19 protein-coding genes and 2 pseudogenes are annotated in these 21,269 nt (G+C 56.1%); 13 read left to right on the top strand and 8 right to left on the bottom strand.

All coding sequences use genetic code 11. The features are described from left to right. Window positions 1-361 precede the first annotated feature (361 nt). The 8 genes and pseudogenes from AFK66_RS23095 to AFK66_RS19805 form a co-directional block, all read left to right on the top strand. Window positions 362-2,677, top strand: a pseudogene (locus tag AFK66_RS23095) (RHS repeat-associated core domain-containing protein); the annotation flags it as partial. A 224-nt stretch (window positions 2,678-2,901) separates the two neighbouring features. Continuing rightward, window positions 2,902-3,075, top strand: coding sequence for a hypothetical protein (locus AFK66_RS22660; RefSeq protein ID WP_155242686.1), 174 nt, complete (start codon window positions 2,902-2,904; stop codon window positions 3,073-3,075). Between the two features lie 12 nt (window positions 3,076-3,087). After that, window positions 3,088-3,708, top strand: coding sequence for a hypothetical protein (locus tag AFK66_RS19785; RefSeq protein ID WP_023897755.1), 621 nt, complete (start codon window positions 3,088-3,090; stop codon window positions 3,706-3,708). A gap of 197 nt (window positions 3,709-3,905) precedes the next feature. Then, entirely contained in the window at window positions 3,906-4,268 is a 363-nt protein-coding gene (locus tag AFK66_RS19790) for an SMI1/KNR4 family protein (protein WP_032968527.1), read from the top strand. A 27-nt stretch (window positions 4,269-4,295) separates the two neighbouring features. Then, a complete protein-coding gene (locus AFK66_RS19795; protein WP_007779857.1) occupies window positions 4,296-4,574 on the top strand; it encodes an RHS repeat domain-containing protein in 279 nt (92 codons plus the stop codon). A 229-nt stretch (window positions 4,575-4,803) separates the two neighbouring features. Continuing rightward, window positions 4,804-5,103 (top strand): annotated as a pseudogene (locus AFK66_RS21920) (immunity 22 family protein). A gap of 144 nt (window positions 5,104-5,247) precedes the next feature. Next, entirely contained in the window at window positions 5,248-5,688 is a 441-nt protein-coding gene (locus AFK66_RS19800; protein WP_007779860.1) for an SMI1/KNR4 family protein, read from the top strand. A gap of 445 nt (window positions 5,689-6,133) precedes the next feature. After that, on the top strand, window positions 6,134-6,523 hold the full coding sequence (locus tag AFK66_RS19805; RefSeq protein ID WP_007779863.1) for a DcrB-related protein: 390 nt from the start codon (window positions 6,134-6,136) through the stop codon (window positions 6,521-6,523). A 61-nt stretch (window positions 6,524-6,584) separates the two neighbouring features. Here AFK66_RS19805 and tpiA read toward each other — a convergent pair whose 3' ends face one another. Then, a complete protein-coding gene (tpiA, locus tag AFK66_RS19810) occupies window positions 6,585-7,352 on the bottom strand; it encodes a triose-phosphate isomerase (protein WP_007872501.1) in 768 nt (255 codons plus the stop codon). Window positions 7,353-7,458: 106 nt separating this feature from the next. After that, window positions 7,459-8,058: a YiiQ family protein gene (locus tag AFK66_RS19815; protein WP_007779871.1), complete on the bottom strand. Its 600-nt coding sequence runs from the start codon at window positions 8,056-8,058 to the stop codon at window positions 7,459-7,461. Window positions 8,059-8,172: 114 nt separating this feature from the next. On the opposite strand from AFK66_RS19815, the gene AFK66_RS19820 reads away from it, so the two are divergent. Continuing rightward, on the top strand, window positions 8,173-8,592 hold the full coding sequence (locus AFK66_RS19820) for a DUF805 domain-containing protein (RefSeq protein ID WP_007779874.1): 420 nt from the start codon (window positions 8,173-8,175) through the stop codon (window positions 8,590-8,592). Here AFK66_RS19820 and fpr read toward each other — a convergent pair whose 3' ends face one another. The 5 genes from fpr to AFK66_RS19845 all read right to left on the bottom strand — a co-directional run bounded on the left by fpr (window position 8,593) and on the right by AFK66_RS19845 (window position 14,400). Next, on the bottom strand, window positions 8,593-9,339 hold the full coding sequence (gene fpr, locus AFK66_RS19825; protein WP_007779877.1) for a ferredoxin--NADP(+) reductase: 747 nt from the start codon (window positions 9,337-9,339) through the stop codon (window positions 8,593-8,595). Window positions 9,340-9,432: 93 nt separating this feature from the next. After that, on the bottom strand, window positions 9,433-10,443 hold the full coding sequence (glpX, locus tag AFK66_RS19830) for a class II fructose-bisphosphatase (protein ID WP_023897758.1): 1,011 nt from the start codon (window positions 10,441-10,443) through the stop codon (window positions 9,433-9,435). Window positions 10,444-10,555: 112 nt separating this feature from the next. Continuing rightward, the gene (gene mtlR, locus AFK66_RS19835; protein WP_007779881.1) at window positions 10,556-11,095 is read right to left on the bottom strand and encodes a mannitol operon repressor MtlR; all 540 of its coding nucleotides are present in this window, start codon (window positions 11,093-11,095) and stop codon (window positions 10,556-10,558) included. Between the two features lie 48 nt (window positions 11,096-11,143). After that, on the bottom strand, window positions 11,144-12,292 hold the full coding sequence (mtlD, locus tag AFK66_RS19840) for a mannitol-1-phosphate 5-dehydrogenase (protein ID WP_007779883.1): 1,149 nt from the start codon (window positions 12,290-12,292) through the stop codon (window positions 11,144-11,146). Window positions 12,293-12,480: 188 nt separating this feature from the next. After that, complete coding sequence (locus AFK66_RS19845) at window positions 12,481-14,400, bottom strand: PTS mannitol transporter subunit IICBA (protein WP_007779929.1); 1,920 nt, start codon at window positions 14,398-14,400, stop codon at window positions 12,481-12,483. 531 nt (window positions 14,401-14,931) lie between these two features. On the opposite strand from AFK66_RS19845, the gene AFK66_RS19850 reads away from it, so the two are divergent. The 4 genes from AFK66_RS19850 to yiaY all read left to right on the top strand — a co-directional run bounded on the left by AFK66_RS19850 (window position 14,932) and on the right by yiaY (window position 20,237). Beyond that, the gene (locus AFK66_RS19850; protein WP_023897759.1) at window positions 14,932-15,540 is read left to right on the top strand and encodes a glutathione S-transferase; all 609 of its coding nucleotides are present in this window, start codon (window positions 14,932-14,934) and stop codon (window positions 15,538-15,540) included. Window positions 15,541-15,644: 104 nt separating this feature from the next. Then, a complete protein-coding gene (gene selA, locus AFK66_RS19855) occupies window positions 15,645-17,027 on the top strand; it encodes an L-seryl-tRNA(Sec) selenium transferase (protein WP_032983188.1) in 1,383 nt (460 codons plus the stop codon). After that, complete coding sequence (gene selB, locus AFK66_RS19860; protein ID WP_023897761.1) at window positions 17,024-18,871, top strand: selenocysteine-specific translation elongation factor; 1,848 nt, start codon at window positions 17,024-17,026, stop codon at window positions 18,869-18,871. Before selA ends, selB begins: the two co-directional genes overlap by 4 nt. A gap of 214 nt (window positions 18,872-19,085) precedes the next feature. After that, window positions 19,086-20,237, top strand: a complete 1,152-nt coding sequence (gene yiaY, locus AFK66_RS19865) for an L-threonine dehydrogenase (protein ID WP_032983190.1) — start codon at window positions 19,086-19,088, stop codon at window positions 20,235-20,237. 24 nt (window positions 20,238-20,261) lie between these two features. Here yiaY and AFK66_RS19870 read toward each other — a convergent pair whose 3' ends face one another. After that, a complete protein-coding gene (locus AFK66_RS19870; protein ID WP_023897763.1) occupies window positions 20,262-21,134 on the bottom strand; it encodes an ROK family protein in 873 nt (290 codons plus the stop codon). Between the last annotated feature and the right edge of the window lie 135 nt (window positions 21,135-21,269).

Below are 21,269 nucleotides of genomic sequence, written 5' to 3' on the forward strand. Positions count from 1 at the left end.
GGTAACTAAATATTTTATCAGGCTAAACAGAAAAAATCAGTGTGAGGTGTAAATGCTCACAGGCATATGAATATTATCTTTTGCAAATGTTTATTTATACGATTAGGATGTTAAGCAATATAAAAAGGTCTGCGATATAAGCAATTCTACACCTTTATTAAGAAAGCCGAAGCGGCCTCTTAATGTGTTAAGTCTGATAAAAAAGGCCATCCCTTACCCTAAAAAGTATATCCATAAAATGCTCATTAGCATTTAAATGGCATCAAAAATAATATTATGGGGTTAATAAAACATTAGCTTCAAAAGCATTATCAATCATATTACGTAACTGTTAAATACGGTCGGCGTGTGGCGCTACGAGTGGGCGGATTATGCCGAGCTGCTGACCGCGGCCACCACGCCGGACGGCAGCCGCTGGGTATATGGCTACGACGAGCACGGCAACTTGACGGAAGTGCGCGACCCGCTTGGCAACAGCACCTTCACGACGTGGCACCCGGTGTTCGCGTTCCCGGTGAAGGAAGTGCTGCCGGACGGCGCCACCTGGCAGTATGAATACAACCCGCGCGGCGATGTGGTCTCACTCACCGACCCGAAAGGCGGCGTGACGCGCTTTGAGTGGAACGAGCAGGGCGACCTGGTTCAGCAGACCGACGCGCTGAACAACACGCACCGGTTCTGGTGGAACGAGCGCGGGCAACTGGTGCGCGACGAGGACTGCTCCGGCAACCAGAGCCACCGGCTTTATGACGACGCGGGGCGACCGCTCAGCGCCAGCGACGCCGAAGGCAACACTGACCGCTGGACGCTGACTGCGGCGGGGCGTCTGCGCACCTGGCGGCGGGCGGACGGCCGCGAGACGCACTACGAATATGACAGCGCCGGGCTGCTGTGCGGGCAGGACGACGACGGGCTGCGCGAGCGCAAGGTGACGCGCAACGCGCGCGGCCAGGTGGTGAGCGCCGCCGACCCGGCAGGCCATCTGACGCGCCTGCGTTACGACCGCTTCGGCCGCCTGACGACGCTGGTGAACCCGAACCGCGAAAGCTGGCGGTTTGAGTATGACGCCGCAGGCCGACTGACGGGCCAGCGGGATTACGCGGGCCGCCTGACGGAATACCGCCACGACGCGCCAGGCCAGGTGACGGAGGTGATTCGCCATCCGCTGCCGGGCAGCGCGGACGCGCCGCTGGTCACCGCGTTTGAATATGACGTGCTGGGCCGCCTGACTGCACGCGAAACCGCAGAGCACCGCACCGAGTACCGCCACAATACGCTGTCGCTGGAAATCCGCCGCGCCACGCGCGCCGAATGGCGTCAGGCGCTGCTGGAAGAGCGGGAGCCTGAGTGGGACGCCGTGCTGGTCTTCACCCGCAACGCCGCGGGCGAGCTGGTGAGCGAGGAGAACCACGGCGGAAAATTTGAGTATGAGTACGACGCACTCGGCAACCTCAGCAGCACAACATTCCCGGATGGCCGCGAACTCGCCACGCTGCGTTACGGCACCGGTCATCTGCTGGAGATGCAGCTGCGCCACGGTGGCGCGACACACACGCTGGCGGCGTACGGCCGCGACCGGCTGCACCGGGAAGTTTCCCGCAGCCAGGGCGTGCTCTCGCAGGAGACCCGTTACGACACCGCCGGGCGCGTCACGCAGCGCACGGTGCTGGACGCGCGCCGCGAGCTGGTGTTCGAACGCCGCTACCGGTGGGACCGCACCGACCAGATAGTCCAGCAGATACACACCGACACCGCGCCTGCGACGCCGGGCGAGAAATACAGCCAGTACCTGTGGGGCTACGACGCGGCGGGCCAGGTCACAAAAGCCGTCGAACCGCAGCGGGAAGAACGCTTCTTCTGGGACCCGGCGGGCAACCGCACCGAAGCGCACCGTAACCCGGTGTGGCACAACCTGCTGCTGCGCCTCGACGGACTGAAGCTGGACTATGACGGGTTCGGGCGGCTGATTCAGCGACGGGACAAGTCTGGTGTTATCCAGCACTTTGCCTATGACGATGAGCAGCGGGTAAAAGAGATTCGGTTTGAGGGGAACGCTGAGTTCCGCCGGGTGGAGTACCGCTATGACCCGCTGGGGCGCAGGACGCATAAGGTTCTGTGGCGCCATAACGACCCGCAGCCGGAAACCATCCACTTCGACTGGCAGGGCTTACAGCTCGCCGGCGAACAGAGCGACCGCGAACCGGACCACTACGTTCAGTACGTCTACACCGAAGGCAGCTATGAGCCGCTGGCGCGCGTCGACAGCGTCTTCGACGACTGCGAGATTTACTGGTACCACACCGAGCTCAACGGCCTGCCGGAACGGGTGACGGACACGGACGGCCAGACCGTCTGGCGCGGCAGTTCAGCACCTGGGGCGAAACGGAGCGCGAACTCAGCGTGCCGCAGTGGCAGGTGCCGCAGAACCTGCGCTTCCAGGGTCAGTATCTCGACCGTGACAAATTTTTCGGGAACAAATTTGAATACGCGTAGCGTACCCCGAAGTGGCGAGCCACAGGGATGTGGCGAGTAGTGCGGGCTTCACTACAACCTGTTCCGTTATTACGATCCGGTGGCCGGGTGTTACACCCAGATGGACCCGATTGGGTTAGCAGGCGGGCTGAACACGTATTCCTACATGGGTGATCCGCTGGTGTGGGTGGATCCGTTGGGGTTGATATGTAAATCAGCCTACAGCGGCAGAAGGGGTACAGTTAAAGCTAAAGCAGCTCTTGAAAAAAGGTTTTAAAGTTGTGGCTGAAGAAGTCACTATGAGAATTAAAAATAGCACAACCAATAAAACTTATAGGATCAGAGCTGATATTGTTGCTACGGATAAAATGGGTAATTACCATGTATTTTGGAAGCGGTAGGCTCACCCGTAAACAGCAAGGAACAGTAATGTTCGATATGACTAACCCTGCAAATACGAATAGCGGTTTGGGGGGAGGTATTATTAGACCTTCCGCAAGTAAAGCTGGAGAACTTGAGGTTGCAACTAAAGGCGCTAATGGCTTACCGCTCGGGGGCAATGGTGTCGTTTGGGATGCACGTTTCTGGTTATTGAAATATTGACAAGGTCCGAATATGTCTATTAATGTAAAAGATTTGAAAAAAGAATTTGAAAAAGAGCTCCTTGTATATTTAAAAGATAAATTTAAAGAGGTTTCGGGAGTTAAAGTCACAAAAAATAAAGTCACACTAACGACACCAGGATCTATCACCACTATTGATATTACTTTTTTAGATAAGTCGAAGGCATACGCAATGGTATGCCTGGTTCAGGCAATGGATATTAATAATAAAATTTCACAAATAAATCCGCCTTATAAATCAAATCTTCCCAATAAAGATTATACTTTATGTGTCAGCACGTTTGGGGAAAATGACAAGAGTCCTCTTTTGCCGACCACAGAAGATGGTATTAAGAAAACATGTGAAAACATCTTTTCCATTATAAAAGATGAATTTTTGGTAATGTCTAAAAATGTTGTTGAACTGAGTGATGAGTTGTTGTTAGATATTTGTAAAAATCCGCAAGTGTATTCATATCCTTTTTTGTTAGCATGTATGGCGATACGAAAGAATAATTTGGAAGAAGTGGATTGGGAGCATCTCCTTAGCGATAAAATATTGGGTTTTCATAATAAAAATGAATTAAAGATTAGATTTAATTCTGAATATGCAAAATCAAATTTTAAGTTCTAATAATAATGTTAATTTCTTAATGGGCGCTTTAAGGTCGCCTTATTTTTACCTATTATCTCAAATAGCTGGTGTTAGGTTCAGTATATAAATGGTTAATCTTATGAGAATATAGAAAAACATTGCTGACGAATATGCCATGTTAAATTTATGACAATAATATTTGATAAGTAGGCTTTGGAAAATATGGTGATTCTATTATGAACAAACATGCTGAAAGTATTAACAAAATTGAACTTGAGCGGAGTATTAAATTCCCTCCTTTATATAAAAAATTTCTCGCAAATGAAGTGAAAGATAGTGATACGTATGAGATAGCTAACAAGGATAACGGAACAATATATTTATATAGCTATAAAGATCTTGTCGAAAGAAATGAAGTATATGATATTCAAAGTGTTGAGCCTTATTATTTATTAATCGGGCAGGATGGCGACTTAGGATACTTTATCTATGTTGAAAGTGGAAAAGAAAGCGATGTCATATTTAGTATTGATTTGGGAGCACTAGGTAGCTTAGAGATGACTGAGGAAGCGAAAGATATATATTCATTAAGTGCTTGATTGAGCTTTTTGAAGAGCCGAGATTTAATGCTCGGCTTTTTAAGTATGATTTGCCAGCTTAGATATCCAACACTGCGACTTAGCGGGTATCTGACGCACCTGCGCTACGACCGCCTGACGACGCTGGTGAACCCGAACCGCGAGCGCTGGCGGTTTGAGTATGATGCCGCAAGCTGCCTGACGGAATACCGCCACGATGCCGCAGGCCAGGTGACAAAAGCCGTTGAGCTGCAGAAGGAAGAGCGCTTCTTCTGGGATGCGGCAGGCAACCGCACCGGGGAGCACCGCAACCTCCCACCATCATAGAAAACCGCAACTCATAACAGTCCTATTGAGCGTGTTTTACGCAAAAAACGGTACATTGACGTCTCATTTCAGGACAGTGTTTAATAACCTTTAAATTATAACCGGCATTTTATTGCCAGAGGCTTTTAAAATGATTAACAATAAGGTTCATATATGGATAGGGAATAAATTTTGATCGGCAGATGACTATATACGTTATTTTGAATTCAATTATTCTACCGATGCTGATATAGACGATCCCGATTATCAAGTGTGCGGATTCTGTAGGGATTTAGGTATCAAATGGTATGATGAAGACTTTATTGGAATTATACCCAGAGAAAATAAATAAGTTTCTTTAGATGATCTTCTTGAACAAGCTGCCGTAGACGAAAGTGAGAAAGAAAACGTTAAATCGAAATGTTACGCATCAGAAATTCAAAAAGTGAATGCTTTAGTATGGCATGCCGACTCCGCATTGGATATGAAGCCAGATCCATCAATTAGCTATAACGGTTTAAAGTACATTGGCCTGTTTAAAGGCGATTGATGTAATGATATTAAAAAATGTTTTGAAGTTAGTGATGCTTTTAACAAACAACTAATGTGCAAATATAGAGTATTTTTAAGAGAGAATAAAAATATCTTACGAGTTTTTCTGTTTAAAAATGACTTCCTAAAGGAGCACGCACCCATGGTTGAACTGGTCGATCCCGAAAGAAAGATAAGTAACATTGAGTGGACAGAATTTGCAAAAAGCTTTCCTGTAGCACTGCCGGAATCCTTCAAAGCGCACTACTTAAGAATAAACGGCGGTTACTTAGCTGAGGAAGACGTTGAGGCAGGCCGGTGGGGAATGCCGGTAGGTGGTTTTAACCCGATCAAGTATGGGGCGCTTCCCATTGAAACACTCATTAATGACATATTCAGCATTTCGCCTGCTGAGAGCGAATATGGCCCCTGGCATGAAAAGGAATTTATTCCGTTCGCTTACGATAATGGCGGGAATCCTTTTTTCCTTTCATTAAAAGCAACCGATTACGGTCATATCTATCTCTATGCGCAAGATGGCGATGCCCTCTTTGAGGTTGCAGAGTCATTTGATGATTTTATAAAGGCATTATACCGGCTATAAATGTGCTTATTTTCAGGATAAAGGCGAGATAGCGCCCGGCGGCTTTTTCCTTTTTTGTCGCCTTTCAACCTTTATCAACCCGATCTTACCGTCTGCTTTTTATCAATTAATGCTTATCTGTTGCCGCATCGGTTATATTGCCTGATCATATGCACAGTAAAATCATAAGAAAATAGAGAATTATCGCTGCTATTGCATAACTACAGCGCATATAACTTATTGTCTGTGTTGAATAAATTTCACATAAGGCAGGAAATTCTCGTCAGGGCTTTTAATTGCCCGACGAAACGCGTTATCCTCTGCCAGAAATGCGGTTTATCTTAACGCAAATACACCCAGCATAAATGTGCGCTTTTAAATATGGCGGTCGCCCGTGTGGCGTCGTGTTTTCTTTTTTTAACAGGTAGCAGAGCGTGTTACGCCCAAAATAGATAAAGACTGAGTTATGAATTTATTCCCCGTTAGTGACAGTAACGAAAGTGAATTAACCTTTGTCGTTTCCCGAGCCTCTGCCAATGCGGATGATAAGGTCCATGCCGTCGCCGCCCGCATCGTCAGAGAAATGGAAACCTCCCTGCCCGAATTCCGTCTGGAATCCACGGAGATGACCGTGATCGACGGCGAACCGGCGGTCGATATGTTTTATCAGTATATGGAAGACAATACGCCGGTGTTTCAGCGCCAGACAGTGATTCTGATAAACGATGCGCAGGAAGGCAAAAAGATGGTGAGCTACATCGGCACCTGCATCGGTGAATTTCTGGATTCACACCACTGGCAGTATCAGGAAATTATGCAGAGCATCAAGTTTCACCGTCAGCGGAAAAGCGCCTGAAGGCAATTGAGAGCGCAGGGAAGGGATAGAAGAGCGCCGCCCGAATGAGCGGCGCAGAGCATTACGCTTTTTTCGCTTCTTCAGCGGCTTTCACGATAACCGCGAACGCGTCCGCTTTCAGAGAGGCACCGCCTACCAGCGCGCCGTCGATGTCCGGCTGGGTGAACAGTTCTGCCGCGTTAGCCGCGTTCACAGAGCCGCCGTACTGAATAATAACCTGCTCGGCGATTTTCGCGTCGGCTTTGGCAATGTGGTCACGGATGAATTTGTGAACCGCCTGAGCCTGCGCCGGAGTAGCGGATTTGCCGGTACCGATAGCCCATACCGGTTCGTAAGCAATCACAACGCCTTCAAACGCCGCAGCGCCCTGGGTTTTCAGCACAGCGTCGATCTGACGTGCGCAGACTTCTTCCGTTTTGCCCGCTTCGTTTTCAGCTTCGGTTTCACCGATGCACAGTACCGGCACCAGACCCTGCGCTTTCAGCACGGCGAATTTTTTCGCGATCAGCTCGTCAGATTCCGCGTGGTAAGTACGACGCTCGGAGTGGCCGATAATGATGTATTTCGCGCCGATGTCTTTAAGCATTTCAGCGGAAGTTTCACCGGTGAACGCGCCGGAGAGGTTAACGTCGACGTTCTGGGCACCAAGAATGATGTGGCTGCCAGCAGCAGCCTGCTTTGCCAGATCCAGATACATCGCCGGCGGGGCGATCGCTACGTCGCAGCCAGATACGCCAGCCAGCTCTTTACGCAGGTTAGCTACCAGCTCGTTTACCATGTGGCGGCTGCCGTTCAGTTTCCAGTTACCCATCACTAAAGGATGTCGCATTTTCATTCTCCACGCGCTAAGCGAATTAAGGAATATTGCTGCCCGTCAGGCAGCGTGGTCTGTGAAACAGTATAGAGATTCGTACCCGGAAAGGCTTTGCTTTTTGTCATTTATTGCTCCCTTCCAGCGTTTGCGATAACGCAAGCTTAATCGGTTCAACCGCGAAGGTAAGACCTTTTTCGCCGCTGTCTGCGACAATATAGCGAATCGCGCCTTCGGCCTGGCTGAAGTAGCGTTTGCCCTTGCCCTCGGTAAGCAAGCGCGTCAGCCGCTGCTGGCTTTGCGCTTTGCTGATTTTCGGCGTGAAACTCCGCAGTAGCGCCGCCATATACTCCAGCGCTTTGGCTTTCGCCGCTTTCTGCTCCGGCCCCTGAATGGGCAGCCAGGTTATCTGGATACTTTTGATTTTGAGCGTGCCGCGCTCCAGCGCCGTGGAGGCATAGAGATTTTCATTAATCTTGCTGGCTGCGCGCATCAGATTGATTTTGTCGCCTTTCACGTCGATGGCGCGAAATTCATTAAGCGGGAGCGTGGGGTTGTCGGCGTTGAAGCGTTCGCGAAACTGGGAAATGGAGAGATCAAAGGTAGGCGAGCCGGGCAGCAGATAGGGCGCGGTCGGCGTCAGCGTATCCGGGTCGGTTTCGGCATCAGCGAAGCACGCCGCCAGCGGCAGCGTCAGAAAAAGAAGATAAAACAGCGGCTTCATGATTCACCTTTCCCGGTTGCGTATCACAGCGATTAAAACCAGATCGGGCTGGCTTGTCAAAACCCGTCCGCACCAGGGTAAACTGTGCGCTACGCACACAGTAAGGTTTTAGCTATGACCCTTCAGCAGTGGTTGTTCTCTTTTAAAGGCCGGATTGGCCGCCGTGATTTCTGGGTATGGATGGCGCTCTGGGTGGCGTCGATGATTATCCTTTTTACCCTCACTGGCAATGATTTACTGAATACGCAGACCGCCGCGTTTATGCTGGTTTGTCTGCTCTGGCCGACGGCGGCAGTGGTAGTGAAACGCCTGCACGACCGCGGCAAATCCGGCGCGTGGGCGCTGTTAATGATCCTCGCGTGGATGCTGCTCGCCGGGAACTGGGCGGTGCTGGGCGGCGTCTGGCAGTGGGCCATGGGGCGCTTCATCCCGACGCTCATCATGGTGATGATGGTGCTGGACCTGGGCGCGTTTCTCGGCACCCAGGGCGAAAACAAATACGGCAAAGACACGCTGGATGTGAAGTACCGCTGATTACCAGTAGTGCTCCGCCGTCATATGTCCCGGACGGCGGCGCAGGTGTTTCGCCATCTGGCGCGTATCTTTGAGCAACTGCTGCGTATCGCGCACCATCTGCGGGTTGCCGCACAGCATCACGTGGCTGGTCGCGGTGTCCATCGGCAGCCCGATCGCCTCTTCCAGCGCGCCGCTCTCAATCAGCGCCGGCACGCGCCCGGTCAGCGAGCCTGAGACCGTTTCCCGGCTTACCACGGTCTGCACCCGTAACTTGCCCTCGTAGCGCTGTTGCAGCTCCAGCATGAGCGGTAAGTAGCTCAAATCCTGGGCGTAGCGCACCGCATGCACCAGCACGATATTTTTGAAGCGCTCGAGATCTTTGCCTTCCTGTAAAATCGACAGATACGGGCCGATGGCCGTGCCGGTCGCCAGCATCCATAACGTCTCGCACTCGGGAATTTCTTCCAGCACGAAAAAGCCCGCCGCGTCGCTCACCACCATCACCTCATCACCTGGCTGCATCGCGTGTAGCCGCGGGCTGAGTTTGCCTTCCGGCACCGTCACCAGGTAAAACTCCAGATCCGGGTTGCCCGGCGCGTTGACGTAAGAATAGGCGCGCTGCACGCGCTCGCCGTCAATCTCAAGGCCCAGCTTGGTGAATTGTCCGGCGGTGAAAGGCGCGACAGGGGCGTGAACCACGAGACTGAAGAGAGAATCGGTCCAGTGCTGAACCCGAACCACTTTACCTGTAACCCAATCCGCCATGTTTCGCTCCTGTGTTAACTGATGCTTTATCTTCGCCAGCGCCGCGCATCATTTCCAGCCCGCGCGGGCCGGAAAGCTCGTTCCGACAAACGATTAAAGAATGTGTGTCTGGATCTCCGGGTCTTTGCGGTCAAGATAGTGAATCGACTGAATGCGGCGAATGGTGCGCGATTTACCGCGGATCAGCAGCGTCTCGGTGGTAGCGATATTGCCCTTGCGGGTGATGCCATCCAGCAGATCGCCTTTGGTGATGCCGGTCGCTGAGAAAATCACGTTATCGTTGTGCGCCATTTCATCCAGTTTCAGCACGTTGCCCGCCGTGATGCCCATCGCCTGACAGCGCGCCAGCTCCTGCTCGCCGATGCGGCGGTTTTCCGGCGTGTCGCCTTTCACAACGTGGCGCGCCAGCAGGCGGCCCTGCATATCGCCATCCAGCGCGCGGATCACTGCCGCCGACACCACGCCTTCCGGCGCGCCGCCGATGCCGTAAAGCACGTCCACTTCGCTGTCCGGCATACAGGTGAGAATAGACGCCGCCACGTCGCCGTCAGGAATCGCGAAAACGCGCACGCCGAGCTGCTGCATCTGTGCGATAACCGCATCGTGGCGCGGCTTGGCGAGAATGGTGACGGTGAGTTCACTAAGCGGTTTATTGAGCGCCGCGGCGATGTTCTTCAGGTTCTGCTCAAGCGGCAGGTTGAGATCGATAACGCCTTTCGCGCCAGGGCCGACAATCAGCTTTTCCATATACATATCGGGCGCGTTCAGGAAGCTGCCTTTATCGCCCACCGCCAGCACCGCCAGCGCGTTGGCCTGGCCCATCGCCGTCATGCGCGTGCCTTCGATAGGATCGACCGCGATATCAACCGCGTCGCCGTTGCCGGTGCCGACCTTCTCGCCGATATAGAGCATCGGCGCTTCATCGATTTCGCCTTCGCCAATCACAATCTGCCCGTCGATATCGACTTTATTGAGCATAATGCGCATGGCGTTAACGGCCGCGCCGTCAGCGAGGTTTTTATCGCCGCGTCCCAGCCACTTGTACCCGGCCAGCGCCGCCGCTTCGGTGACGCGTGAAAATTCGATGGCAAGTTCTCGTTTCATGACTCTTTTCCGCAAGATTAACTGCGTCGGAGTGTAGCACAGAGCGGGTAACGGCTGTTACGGAGGGCTGACCGGCGGGAGAGGGAACAGAAGCGCTACGCGGCCACCGAAGCTACTTCTGGAAGGCTTTTTTTAAGCTGATCCTTGAGAGCAGTTCGGTCAGGGAAAGGACCATGGTGGAGCGCACCACCTGCTGGTAGCGCTGCTGTTGCATCTGGATAAGCTGCGGATCGCTGCTTTCAAGCGCGGGCGGTGCCGGGGGCAGCGCGACGACGCAGTGCAGTTCGCCGAAGGGGCCGAGAATTTCGTCGTCGGTAAAGGCGTAGTCATTGCCGTCGTGATTGAGTTCTTCACGCAGCGCCATCAGCAGTTCGCAGTCTTCATATTCGGCGCGGCTTATCACGCCGAGCCCGTAAATCAGCTTCAGGCGCACGGAGAGATCGCCCAGCGGGCCGCTGCCGTCGAGCAACGGCTCAACGGCGTATTTGACCGCGTAGTCGTCTTTACGGAACACCTGCAACACCAGAATATTGACCGCCTCGGTGAGCAACTCTACGGCTGCGATCAAAAAACTTCTTACGGTTTTGCCAGCATTCAGACGCTCAAGCACACGGTTTTCAAAGGCCTGGGTTTCTTCCATCATTGCCTGCATATCTGACACGTCATCAGCGGGCGCAGACTCAGCCGCGCCCGTTATTCATTACGCTGTTGCGTTATACGCGTTTACTGCCGAAGCCACGACATCGCTGTTGGCGTCCAGACCGGAAATCTGCGCCAGCGCGGCCTGTGGGCCTTTGTCAGCGATAAGCTGCGCCAGCTCCTGCGCCTGCGGATCGTCTTCGCTGCGGAAATGCATCGCGGCGGCGATACCCAGCACCAGATTCTGATGCGGCAGGCCATATTCCAGCGTGCCCAGCAGCGGCTTGATCAGACGGTCGCCTGCGCTCAGTTTGCGCAGCGGCTGACGGCCAACGCGCTCCACATCGTCTTTCAGGTACGGGTTTTCAAAACGGCTAAGGATCTTCTCGATATACGCGGCATGTTTCGCGTCATCAAAGCCGTAGCGCTTAATCAGCACCGCGCCGCTCTCTTCCATCGCGCCGCGTACCACCAGACGAATTTTCTCATCCAGAATCGCGTCGCGAATGGTCTGATGGCCGGCCTGTTTTCCGAGGTAGGCGGTTATAGCATGCCCGGTGTTCAGGGTGAAGAGCTTGCGTTCAACAAATGCCATCAGATTGTCGGTCAGCTCCATACCTGCAATGGTCGGCAAATCGCCTTTGAACTGGGTTTTATCGACAATCCACTCGCTGAAGGTTTCCACGGTGACTTCCAGCGGATCGTGCGCGGCGGATGCCGACGGCGGCACGATACGGTCAACGGCGGAGTCAACAAAACCGATGTGGCTTTCCACCCAGGCTTTATCGCCCTCTGCGAGCGCGTTAAAGACGTGCGTTTTCAGTTGGCTGGTGCCGCGCACCATGTTTTCACAGGCGATGATATTGAGCGGGCGTTCGTTGCCCTGCGCTTTACGCAGCGCCAGGCCTTTGGCAATCGCCGGAGCGATGCGCTCCAGTACCACCGGGCCAACGGCGGTCGTCACCAGATCGACCGTGGCGATAAGCGTCACGACATCCTCGCTGGTGCTGTTAACCGCATCCACGCCGGAAACGGTATCAATCTGCTCCTGCTCGCCCACCACGCGCACCTGATAGCTGTGACGCGCGTTTAACGCGTCCAGTACCGTCTGGTTCACGTCGGCGAACGTCAGGCCGATGCCTGCGTCAGCGAGCAGTTTGCCAATAAAGCCACGACCAATATTACCTGCGCCAAAATGTAATGCTTTCATGGGAATACCTTCTTACTTAAAGCGGAAACTGTATCACCCGAGAGGGCGGGGGAAAGGGTGCTGCGTGCGACCTCCCTTTCCCTTGCCCTCTCCCTGAGCGGGAGAGGTAAGGTTGCCCTGGTGGAGCACAAACATCTCAATAGCTTCTCAATGAGAAAGAGAGGGACAGTGTCCCTCTCTGTATGGCGTTACGCCACGGTTTTACCGGAAAGCAGCGCCAGCACTTCATCGACGCTGTCGGTGTGCGCCAGGCGCTCAATCACGCTTTCATCATCCAGCGCATTGGTCAGGCTGGTAATGACCTGAATATGCTCGTTATTACGCGCCGCGATACCAATCACCAGACGGGCGATATCATCTTCTTCTTCACCGAAACGCACGCCCTGCGGATACTGGCAGAACACGACGCCGGTTTTCAGCACGCGATCTTTAGCTTCGACGGTGCCGTGCGGAACCGCGATAGACTCGCCGAGATAAGTCGGGGTGAGTTTTTCGCGCTCCAGCATTGCGTCCACATATTCCGGCTGCACGTAGCCGCCTTTCACCAGTTGCTCGCCCGCAAAGCGAATCGCCTCTTCTTTATTCGCCGCATGACGGCCAAGGAAGATGTTGTCCGCGCTGAGCTTAAACAGGTGGCTGTCGTTGGCGTCGAAGCTGTCCTGCAGGCTGGTGCGGACTTTCTCTTCGTTCTGCGTATGACGCTGCGCGGCCACCAGACGTTCGGTCAGGCCAGCGTACAGGCCACTGTCCAGGAAGTTGGTCAGAGAAATGTGCTGCGCGTGCGGTGCCTGGCGCATGGCGCGCTCGGTTAAATCGCGGTGGGTGATGACCAGATCCACATCGCCCGGCAGGCTGTTGATCGCACTGTTGGTGACGGAAATATGGCTCAGGCCCGCGTCCTGCACTTTCTTACGCAGTACGCCTGCGCCCATTGCACTGGAACCCATACCGGCGTCACAGGCAACGATGATTTTACGCACGTGGCTCAGGTCGTTGCTCAGATCCGCGCTCGCTGCGGTCGCGGCACCTTTCGACTGCGCTTTCATATCCTGCATGCGACGGGTCGCTGCATCGATATCGTCTTCTTCTTTCACTTTGCTGGTTTTCAGCAGGATGGCGGCGACTACGAAAGAGACGGCCATCGCGGCGAAAATCGCTACCAGGTTTGCGAAGTACGCGCCTTTCGGCGTCATTGCCAGCACCGCCAGGATAGAGCCCGGAGACGCCGGAGAAACCAGGCCGCCGTTCAGTACGGTCAGGCAGAATACGCCGGTCATACCGCCCAGGATAACGGCGATGATCAGACGCGGGTTCATCAGCACATACGGGAAGTAGATTTCGTGGATACCGCCCAGGAAGTGGATGATAGCCGCGCCGCCCGCAGACTGTTTCGCGCTGCCGCGACCAAAGAACATGTACGCCAGCAGGATGCCCATGCCCGGACCGGGGTTGGCTTCAATCAGGAAGAAAATAGATTTGCCGAGTTCATGCGACTGCTGAATGCCCAGCGGCGAGAAGATGCCGTGGTTGATGGCGTTGTTGAGGAACAGGATTTTCGCTGGTTCAACGAAAATCGACGCCAGCGGCAGCATGTCGTGAACCACCATGAAGTTCACGCCCGCGGCCAGCACTTTGGAGAGCACTTCTACCGCCGGGCCAATGCCGAGGAACGCCAGAATCGCGAGGATCATACCGATGATGCCCGCGGAGAAGTTGTTCACCAGCATTTCAAAGCCGGATTTGATTTTGCCGTCGACCGAGGCGTCGAATTTCTTGATGCAGAAGCCGCCGAGCGGGCCTGCGATCATCGCGCCCAGGAACATCGGGATATCCGCGCCGACGATAACGCCCATGGTGGTAATCGCGCCCACCACGCCGCCGCGCTCGCCGCCGACCAGCTTACCGCCGGTATAACCGATAAGCAGCGGCAGCAGGTAAGTGATCATCGGGCCGACCAGCTTCGCCAGCGTCTCGTTTGGCCACCATCCTGTGGGAATAAATAACGCGGTGATAATACCCCAGGCGATAAACGCGCCGATGTTAGGCATTACCATATTGCTGAGAAAGCGACCAAAGCTTTGCACTTTGATCTTGATATCGGATGACATAGAACACCCCTTCTTATGTTTACGCGCAGGCTTGCGGCCCGAGGTTTATTGTTAACGTGGCGGCAGAGGTAGCCGGACCCATGCTCTGATGACGCGAAATCTGGCACTGAATCGCGATGGTGTCCAGACAGGCCCTTTAAGTGTGATCGCGATCACTTGATAGCGGGGTGGTGGGGGTGTTGTTAGGTGATTTATGTCACAAAACAGGCGTGTAAAAAAAAGACAATGCGCAAAATGTCGCCATGAACGCCCATTAAATGTGAATAAAGTCACATTTTCATTTGGCATCTTTGTTATTCATTTGTGATGTAAATCACAAAATATTTCCCAGGAAAAATCCGAACAGGCAGCGTACATTTTTTACTCATGCTCACAAGGCGAGTCTGTAAGAAAGTTACAGCCGGACAATGACAGAAAAAGGCGGCGGTAAAGCGCAGCTCGCTGTACGTTTTAGCGCGCCGTCGCGCCTCCTTTTGGCGTATCCTGAATCATACTTACCCTTACCCTGGCGATAACGTAAAAGGACCCGGCATGAAACTTATCGGTAGTTACACCAGCCCGTTTGTGCGCAAAATCTCCGTCATGTTGCTCGAAAAAGGCATTGTGTTTGAATTCGTGAATGAGTCACCGTATGCCGAACAGAACGGCATGGCGCAGTACAACCCGCTCGGCAAAGTGCCGGCGCTGGTGACTGACGACGGCGAAACCTGGTTTGATTCGCCTATCATCGCGCAGTATATCGAGCTGCTGGACGCGCAACCGGCGCTGGTGCCGCAAGAGCCGCGCGCGGCGCTGAAAGTGCGCCAGCTGGAGGCGCTTGCCGACGGTATTATGGACGCGGCGCTGGTCTCGGTACGCGAGCAGGCGCGCCCGGCGGAACAGCAATCGGAAAACGAACTGCTGCGCCAGCGGGAGAAAATCAACCGTGGCCTCGACGCGCTGGAAGGGTATGCGGCTGACGGCACGCTGAAGGCCGACGAACTGACGCTCGCCACCATCGCCACCGCCTGCGCCATCGGCTATCTCAACTTCCGTCGCGTGGCGCCGGGCTGGTGCGCGCAGCGTCCGCATCTGGTGAAACTGGTAGAAGCGCTCTTTGCCCGCGACAGCTTCGCGCGTACCGAGCCGCCCAGCGCCTGAGCGGGCGGGAACCGCCCTTTATTGCGCTGACCGGGCGCGGGGACTGAACTGCCCCGCGTTTCCTGCTAAATTATCGCCACGTTTTATCCAGGTTTATGCACGCCATGACGACCGATTCCCGTCTGCTTTACAGCCAGCTTCCCGCCACCGACCGCCTGCTGCGCGACAGCGCGTTCCAGCCGTTGCTGGACACCTACGGCCATACCCGCGTGGTCAACACCCTTCGCGCGATGCAGGAGGCGGCGCGGCTCGCCATTCGCGAACGCCAGGCGCTGCCCTCATGGTGCGACGACTGGCCTGCGGCGGCGGCCGAGCGGCTGGCGCGCGGTTCGCAAAGCGCGCTGCGCCCGGTTTTTAATCTTACCGGGACGGTGCTGCACACCAATCTTGGCCGCGCGTTGCAGGCGGAAGAAGCGGTTGAAGCGGTCGCCCGCGCCATGCGCTCGCCCGTGACGCTGGAGTATGACGCCGAAGGCGGCGAGCGCGGCCACCGCGACCGCGCGCTGGCGGAGCTACTCTGTGAACTTACCGGCGCGGAAGACGCCTGTATCGTTAATAACAACGCGGCGGCGGTGTTGCTGATGCTGGCGGCGCTGGGCGCAGGCAAAGAGGTGATCGTGTCGCGCGGCGAGCTGGTGGAGATTGGCGGCGCGTTTCGTATCCCGGATGTGATGCGTCAGGCGGGCTGTCAGCTGGTGGAAGTGGGTACGACCAACCGCACGCACCTGCGCGATTATCTCGATGCTGTCGGCGAACAGACCGCGCTGCTGATGAAAGTGCACACCAGTAATTACCAGATTGAAGGCTTTACCAAAGCCGTGGACGCCGCCGAGCTGGCGCAGGCGTCGACGCTTCCGGTGATCGTCGATCTTGGCAGCGGTTCGCTTATCGATCTCAGCCAGTATGGGCTGCCGAAAGAGCCGATGCCGCAGGAGGCGCTGGCCGCCGGGGCGAGTCTGGTGAGCTTTTCCGGCGATAAACTGCCGGGCGGGCCGCAGGCGGGGATTATCGTCGGCAAAAAGGCGCTTATCGCGGCGCTTCAGAAACACCCGCTCAAGCGCGCGCTGCGCGCCGACAAAATGACGCTGGCGGCGCTCGACGCCACGCTGCGCCTTTATCTGCACCCGGAAAAACTCGCCGAACGGCTGCCGACCCTGCGGCTGCTGACGCGTCAGGCGTCTGACATTAACGAACAGGCGCAGCGCCTGCGCCCGGCGCTGGAGGCCCGCTACGGCGACGAGTTTCAGATAGACGTGACGCCCTGCCTGTCGCAGATCGGCAGCGGCTCGCTGCCGGTCGACCGCCTTCCGGGGGCTGCGCTCACGTTCACCCCGCGCGACGGGCGCGGCAGCCGACTTGAGTCGCTCGCCGCCCGCTGGCGCCGTCTGCCGGTGCCGGTTATCGGGCGCGTGGGCGACGGGCGGTTATGGCTCGATTTACGCTGCCTTGAAGACGAGGCAGGACTGATGGAGATGTTGTTGCAATGATTATCGCCACCGCCGGGCATGTGGACCACGGCAAAACCACGCTGCTTGAAGCGCTTACCGGCATTAACGCCGACCGTCTGCCGGAAGAGAAAAAGCGCGGCATGACTATCGATCTCGGTTACGCCTACTGGCCGCAGCCGGACGGGCGCGTTATCGGCTTTATCGACGTGCCGGGCCATGAGAAATTCCTCGCCAATATGCTGGCGGGCGTGGGCGGCATCGATCATGCGCTGCTGATGGTGGCATGCGATGACGGCGTGATGGCCCAGACGCGCGAGCATCTGGCGATTTTGCAGCTGACCGGCCAGCCAACGCTCACCGTGGCGCTCACCAAAGCCGACCGGGTGGATGACGCGCGCCTCGCGCAGGTGAAGGCGCAGGTGATGGCCACACTGAGCGATTATGGCTGGCACGACGCCACGCTGTTCGTCACGGCGGCCACCGAAGGCGTGGGCATTGAGGCGCTGCGCGACCATCTGCGCCAGTTGCCTGAGCGCACGCACCCTGCGGGGCAGCGCTTTCGCCTGGCGGTCGATCGCGCGTTTACTGTCAAGGGCGCGGGGCTAGTGGTCACCGGCACAGCGCTCTCTGGCGAGGTAAACGTTGGCGATACGCTCTACCTGACCGGCGCGAACACGCCGATGCGCGTGCGCGGCCTGCATGCGCAGAACCAGCCGACGGAACGCGCATTCGCCGGTCAGCGCATCGCGCTGAATATTAGCGGCGACGCGCAGAAAGCGGATATCCGACGCGGCGACTGGCTGCTCAGCGACGCGCCGCCGCAGGCCGCAGAGCGCGTTATCGTCACGCTCGACCGCCATGCGCCGCTGCAACAGTGGCAGCCGCTGCATATTCACCATGCGGCGAGCCACGTCACCGGGCGCGTCTCGCTGCTGGAAGATAACCTGGCGGAGCTGGTATTCGACACGCCGCTGTTCCTGGCCGATAACGATCGGCTGGTGCTGCGCGACATCAGCGCGCGCCAGACGCTGGCGGGCGCGCGCGTCGTCACGCTCGAAACCCCGCGGCGCGGCAAACGCCAGCCGGAATTTCTCGCGTTTCTCGCCGAACTGGCGAGTGCCAGAACCAACGCCGACGCGCTGCGGCTCCACGCCTCGCGCGGCGCGGTCGCGCTCGCGACGTTCGGCTGGGCGCGCCAGCTCTCTGCGGCATCGCTCAACGCGCTGGCGGGCAGTGGGGACTATCTCCAGGCGAACGGTTATCTGTTAAGCAGCGCGCTCGCGGCGCACTGGCAGGAGAAGCTGCTCGCCACGCTCGCCCGCTACCATGAAACGCACAGTGAAGAGCCGGGCCCTGGCCGCGAGCGCCTGCGGCGCATGACGCTCCCTTCCGAGCCGGAGCCGCTGGTGCTGGCGCTGATAGAGAGGATGCGGCGCGACGGGCAGCTCGCGAGCCGCGAAGGCTGGCTGCATCTGCCGGGCCATAAGGCCGGTTTCAGTCAGGCTCAGCAGGCGCTGTGGGAGAAAATCCAGGGGCTGTTTGGCGATGAGCCATGGTGGGTGCGCGATCTGGCGCGCGAAGCGGGCGAAGAAGAACAGGCGATGCGCCAGCTGTTGCGGCTCGCCGCGCAGCAGGGCTTTATCACGGCGATCGTCAAAGATCGCTACTACCGTCACGATCGCATTGTGGCGTTCGCCGATCTGATCCGCGCGCTCGATCGTGAAAAAGGCGCGACCGTCGCCGCCGATTTTCGCGACAGCCTGAACGTGGGCCGTAAACTGGCGATTCAGATTCTGGAATATTTCGACCGCATCGGCTTTACCCGCCGTCGCGGTAATGAACATCTGTTGCGAGACAGCGCGCTGTTTAATTCCTCACTGTAAAAAATAATAACGGAATCGGGGGATGTATATTTAGTAAGGATATATTCCCCGAGTTTTAATTATCTCATGAATAATTCCGTAAAATTTTTCTAACTATTTTATTTTATGGTGCTTTTTGTCAACTAATTCGCCGTAATCCGCGGTGTCTCGCTTTTTTCACCCTGCCATGCGGTGTATTTTCGGAAGCTCATTTCATTCATTAAGGATAATGAGTATGACCGCGTCTGTTTTTTATATTCCCTCCATTAATATGATTGGCATGAATAGTCTCGATGAGGCGCTGAAAACGGCCAGCGAATATGGCTACCGCAACGCGCTGATTGTGACGGACGGTATGTTGTCAGCGCTGGGCATGGCCGGCCAGCTCAAGGAAATGCTCTCGCAGAAAGGCATTAACAGCGTGATTTTCGACGGCACGCACCCGAACCCGACCACGGAAAACGTGGAAGCAGGCTTAAGTATGCTGCGCGCGCACCGCTGCGACTGCGTGATTTCGCTGGGCGGCGGCTCACCGCACGACTGCGCTAAAGGCATCGCGCTGGTGGCTGCCAACGGCGGCGATATCCGCGATTACGAAGGCGTTGACCGCTCCCGCAAACCGCAGTTGCCGATGATCGCCATCAATACCACGGCGGGCACGGCGTCGGAGATGACGCGTTTCTGCATCATCACCGACCAGGAGCGGCACGTGAAAATGGCGATTGTCGATAAACATGTGACGCCAGTGATGTCGGTTAACGATCCGGCACTGATGATGGGTATGCCCAGATCGCTGACCGCCGCGACAGGCATGGACGCGCTTACCCACGCCATCGAAGCGTATGTTTCCACCGCCGCCACGCCGGTGACTGACGCCTGCGCGCTGAAAGCCATCACCATGATTGCGCGCTCGCTGCCGCAGGCGGTGGAGGAGGGGGATAACGTCGCGGCGCGCGAAGCGATGGCCTGGGCGCAGTTTATGGCGGGAATGGCGTTTAATAACGCCTCGCTCGGGTATGTTCATGCGATGGCGCATCAGCTTGGCGGTTTTTACGACCTGCCGCACGGCGTCTGCAACGCCATCCTGCTGCCGCACGTACAGCGCTTTAACAGCAGCGTGGCGGCGCACCGCTTGCGCGACTGCGCGCAGGCGATGGGCGTGGATGTCAGCGCGATGAACGACACTGAAGGGGCAAATGCCTGTATCGAAGCGATTTGCGCGCTGGCTCGCCGGGTGCATATTCCAGCCGGTTTACGCGAGCTGAGAGTGCGTGAAGACGATATCTCTCAGCTGGCGGAAAACGCACTTAAAGACGCCTGCGGTTTTACCAATCCGGTGCAGGCAAGCCACGCGGAAATCATGGCGATTTATCGCGCGGCGATGTAATGCGTAAGCCCCGTCGCGGCGGGGCTACTGTTTCTGTTTCGCGAGCCACACCGCGCCCAGCCGCCCGGCCTGGTTGCCGAGCTGGCAGGGCTGAATGGGCACTCGCAGCGCATCCCAGAAGTTATATTTTTCAAGCGTGCGTTCAAGCATCGGGTAGAGTTCTTTCTGCTGGCTGATACCGCCACCAATCAACACCACCTGCGGATCGTAGAGCGACACCACGCTGTAAACGCCGCGCGCCAGATAACTGACCCAGCGCTCCACCACTTCACGCAGATGCATGTCGCTGCCCATACGCTCGAAAATTTCTTTGCCATGCAGCGGCGCGTCGGACGGCAGCGACAGCGCCTGGCGGCTCGCCTCCACCAGCCCGCGCGCGGAGGCGATCTGGTGCATGTTTTCGCCGTTGTCGCCGACCGGGATCACGCCAAATTCGCCCGCGCGGAAATGCGCGCCGCGCAGCAGTTCGCGGTTCAGTATCAGGCCGCCGCCGATGCCGGTGCCAATGGTCATACAGATAAATGAGTCGTAGCGCTGACCGGCGCCGCGCCACATTTCGCCGAGCGCCGCGCAGTTGGCGTCATTTTCCACCGTGACCGGCAGCGACGTCAGTTCGCCAAACAGCTCCAGCAAATTGCAGCCGTCGAGAAACGTCAGCGCGCCCGCCTTCGGCACATGGCCGGTATTCGGGTTGATATAGCCAGGGAAACTGACGCCGATGCCCGCGATGTCGTCATTCTGCTGGTAGCGCTCAACCGCCTCCCGCCAGGCCTTTTTGAACGCGTCAGGATCGTAGTGGGTGTCATATTCGTCGCTGGAAAGCTCCTCGCCCTCTTCGGTAATAAGGCCGTGTTTGATATGCGTGCCGCCAATGTCAAAGCCGATAAACTTACGCATGGTCTTTCCTTCTGTGACAAACCGGGTTATGCCTTTGAGTATGGCGTACCTGCGAAAACGCAACGTAAAGGAAGGTAATCCGCCGCTATTTCTGGTGAATACCGCGCATGACGTGATTGTGGTTAAGTAACGGCT

The sequence above is a fragment of the Cronobacter malonaticus LMG 23826 genome (assembly GCF_001277215.2).
Lineage (GTDB): Bacteria > Pseudomonadota > Gammaproteobacteria > Enterobacterales > Enterobacteriaceae > Cronobacter > Cronobacter malonaticus.

Excerpts from the sequence above, each read along its gene's own strand:
- AFK66_RS22660 (WP_155242686.1), top strand. The coding sequence starts at position 2,902 with ATGTTCGATATGACTAACCCTGCAAATACGAATAGCGGTTTGGGGGGA.
- AFK66_RS19785 (WP_023897755.1), top strand. The coding sequence starts at position 3,088 with ATGTCTATTAATGTAAAAGATTTGAAAAAAGAATTTGAAAAAGAGCTC.
- AFK66_RS19790 (WP_032968527.1), top strand. The coding sequence starts at position 3,906 with ATGAACAAACATGCTGAAAGTATTAACAAAATTGAACTTGAGCGGAGT.
- AFK66_RS19795 (WP_007779857.1), top strand. The coding sequence starts at position 4,296 with ATGCTCGGCTTTTTAAGTATGATTTGCCAGCTTAGATATCCAACACTG.
- AFK66_RS19800 (WP_007779860.1), top strand. The coding sequence starts at position 5,248 with ATGGTTGAACTGGTCGATCCCGAAAGAAAGATAAGTAACATTGAGTGG.
- AFK66_RS19805 (WP_007779863.1), top strand. The coding sequence starts at position 6,134 with ATGAATTTATTCCCCGTTAGTGACAGTAACGAAAGTGAATTAACCTTT.
- tpiA (WP_007872501.1), bottom strand. The coding sequence starts at position 7,352 with ATGCGACATCCTTTAGTGATGGGTAACTGGAAACTGAACGGCAGCCGC.
- AFK66_RS19815 (WP_007779871.1), bottom strand. The coding sequence starts at position 8,058 with ATGAAGCCGCTGTTTTATCTTCTTTTTCTGACGCTGCCGCTGGCGGCG.
- AFK66_RS19820 (WP_007779874.1), top strand. The coding sequence starts at position 8,173 with ATGACCCTTCAGCAGTGGTTGTTCTCTTTTAAAGGCCGGATTGGCCGC.
- fpr (WP_007779877.1), bottom strand. The coding sequence starts at position 9,339 with ATGGCGGATTGGGTTACAGGTAAAGTGGTTCGGGTTCAGCACTGGACC.
- glpX (WP_023897758.1), bottom strand. The coding sequence starts at position 10,443 with ATGAAACGAGAACTTGCCATCGAATTTTCACGCGTCACCGAAGCGGCG.
- mtlR (WP_007779881.1), bottom strand. The coding sequence starts at position 11,095 with ATGCAGGCAATGATGGAAGAAACCCAGGCCTTTGAAAACCGTGTGCTT.
- mtlD (WP_007779883.1), bottom strand. The coding sequence starts at position 12,292 with ATGAAAGCATTACATTTTGGCGCAGGTAATATTGGTCGTGGCTTTATT.
- AFK66_RS19845 (WP_007779929.1), bottom strand. The coding sequence starts at position 14,400 with ATGTCATCCGATATCAAGATCAAAGTGCAAAGCTTTGGTCGCTTTCTC.
- AFK66_RS19850 (WP_023897759.1), top strand. The coding sequence starts at position 14,932 with ATGAAACTTATCGGTAGTTACACCAGCCCGTTTGTGCGCAAAATCTCC.
- selA (WP_032983188.1), top strand. The coding sequence starts at position 15,645 with ATGACGACCGATTCCCGTCTGCTTTACAGCCAGCTTCCCGCCACCGAC.
- selB (WP_023897761.1), top strand. The coding sequence starts at position 17,024 with ATGATTATCGCCACCGCCGGGCATGTGGACCACGGCAAAACCACGCTG.
- yiaY (WP_032983190.1), top strand. The coding sequence starts at position 19,086 with ATGACCGCGTCTGTTTTTTATATTCCCTCCATTAATATGATTGGCATG.
- AFK66_RS19870 (WP_023897763.1), bottom strand. The coding sequence starts at position 21,134 with ATGCGTAAGTTTATCGGCTTTGACATTGGCGGCACGCATATCAAACAC.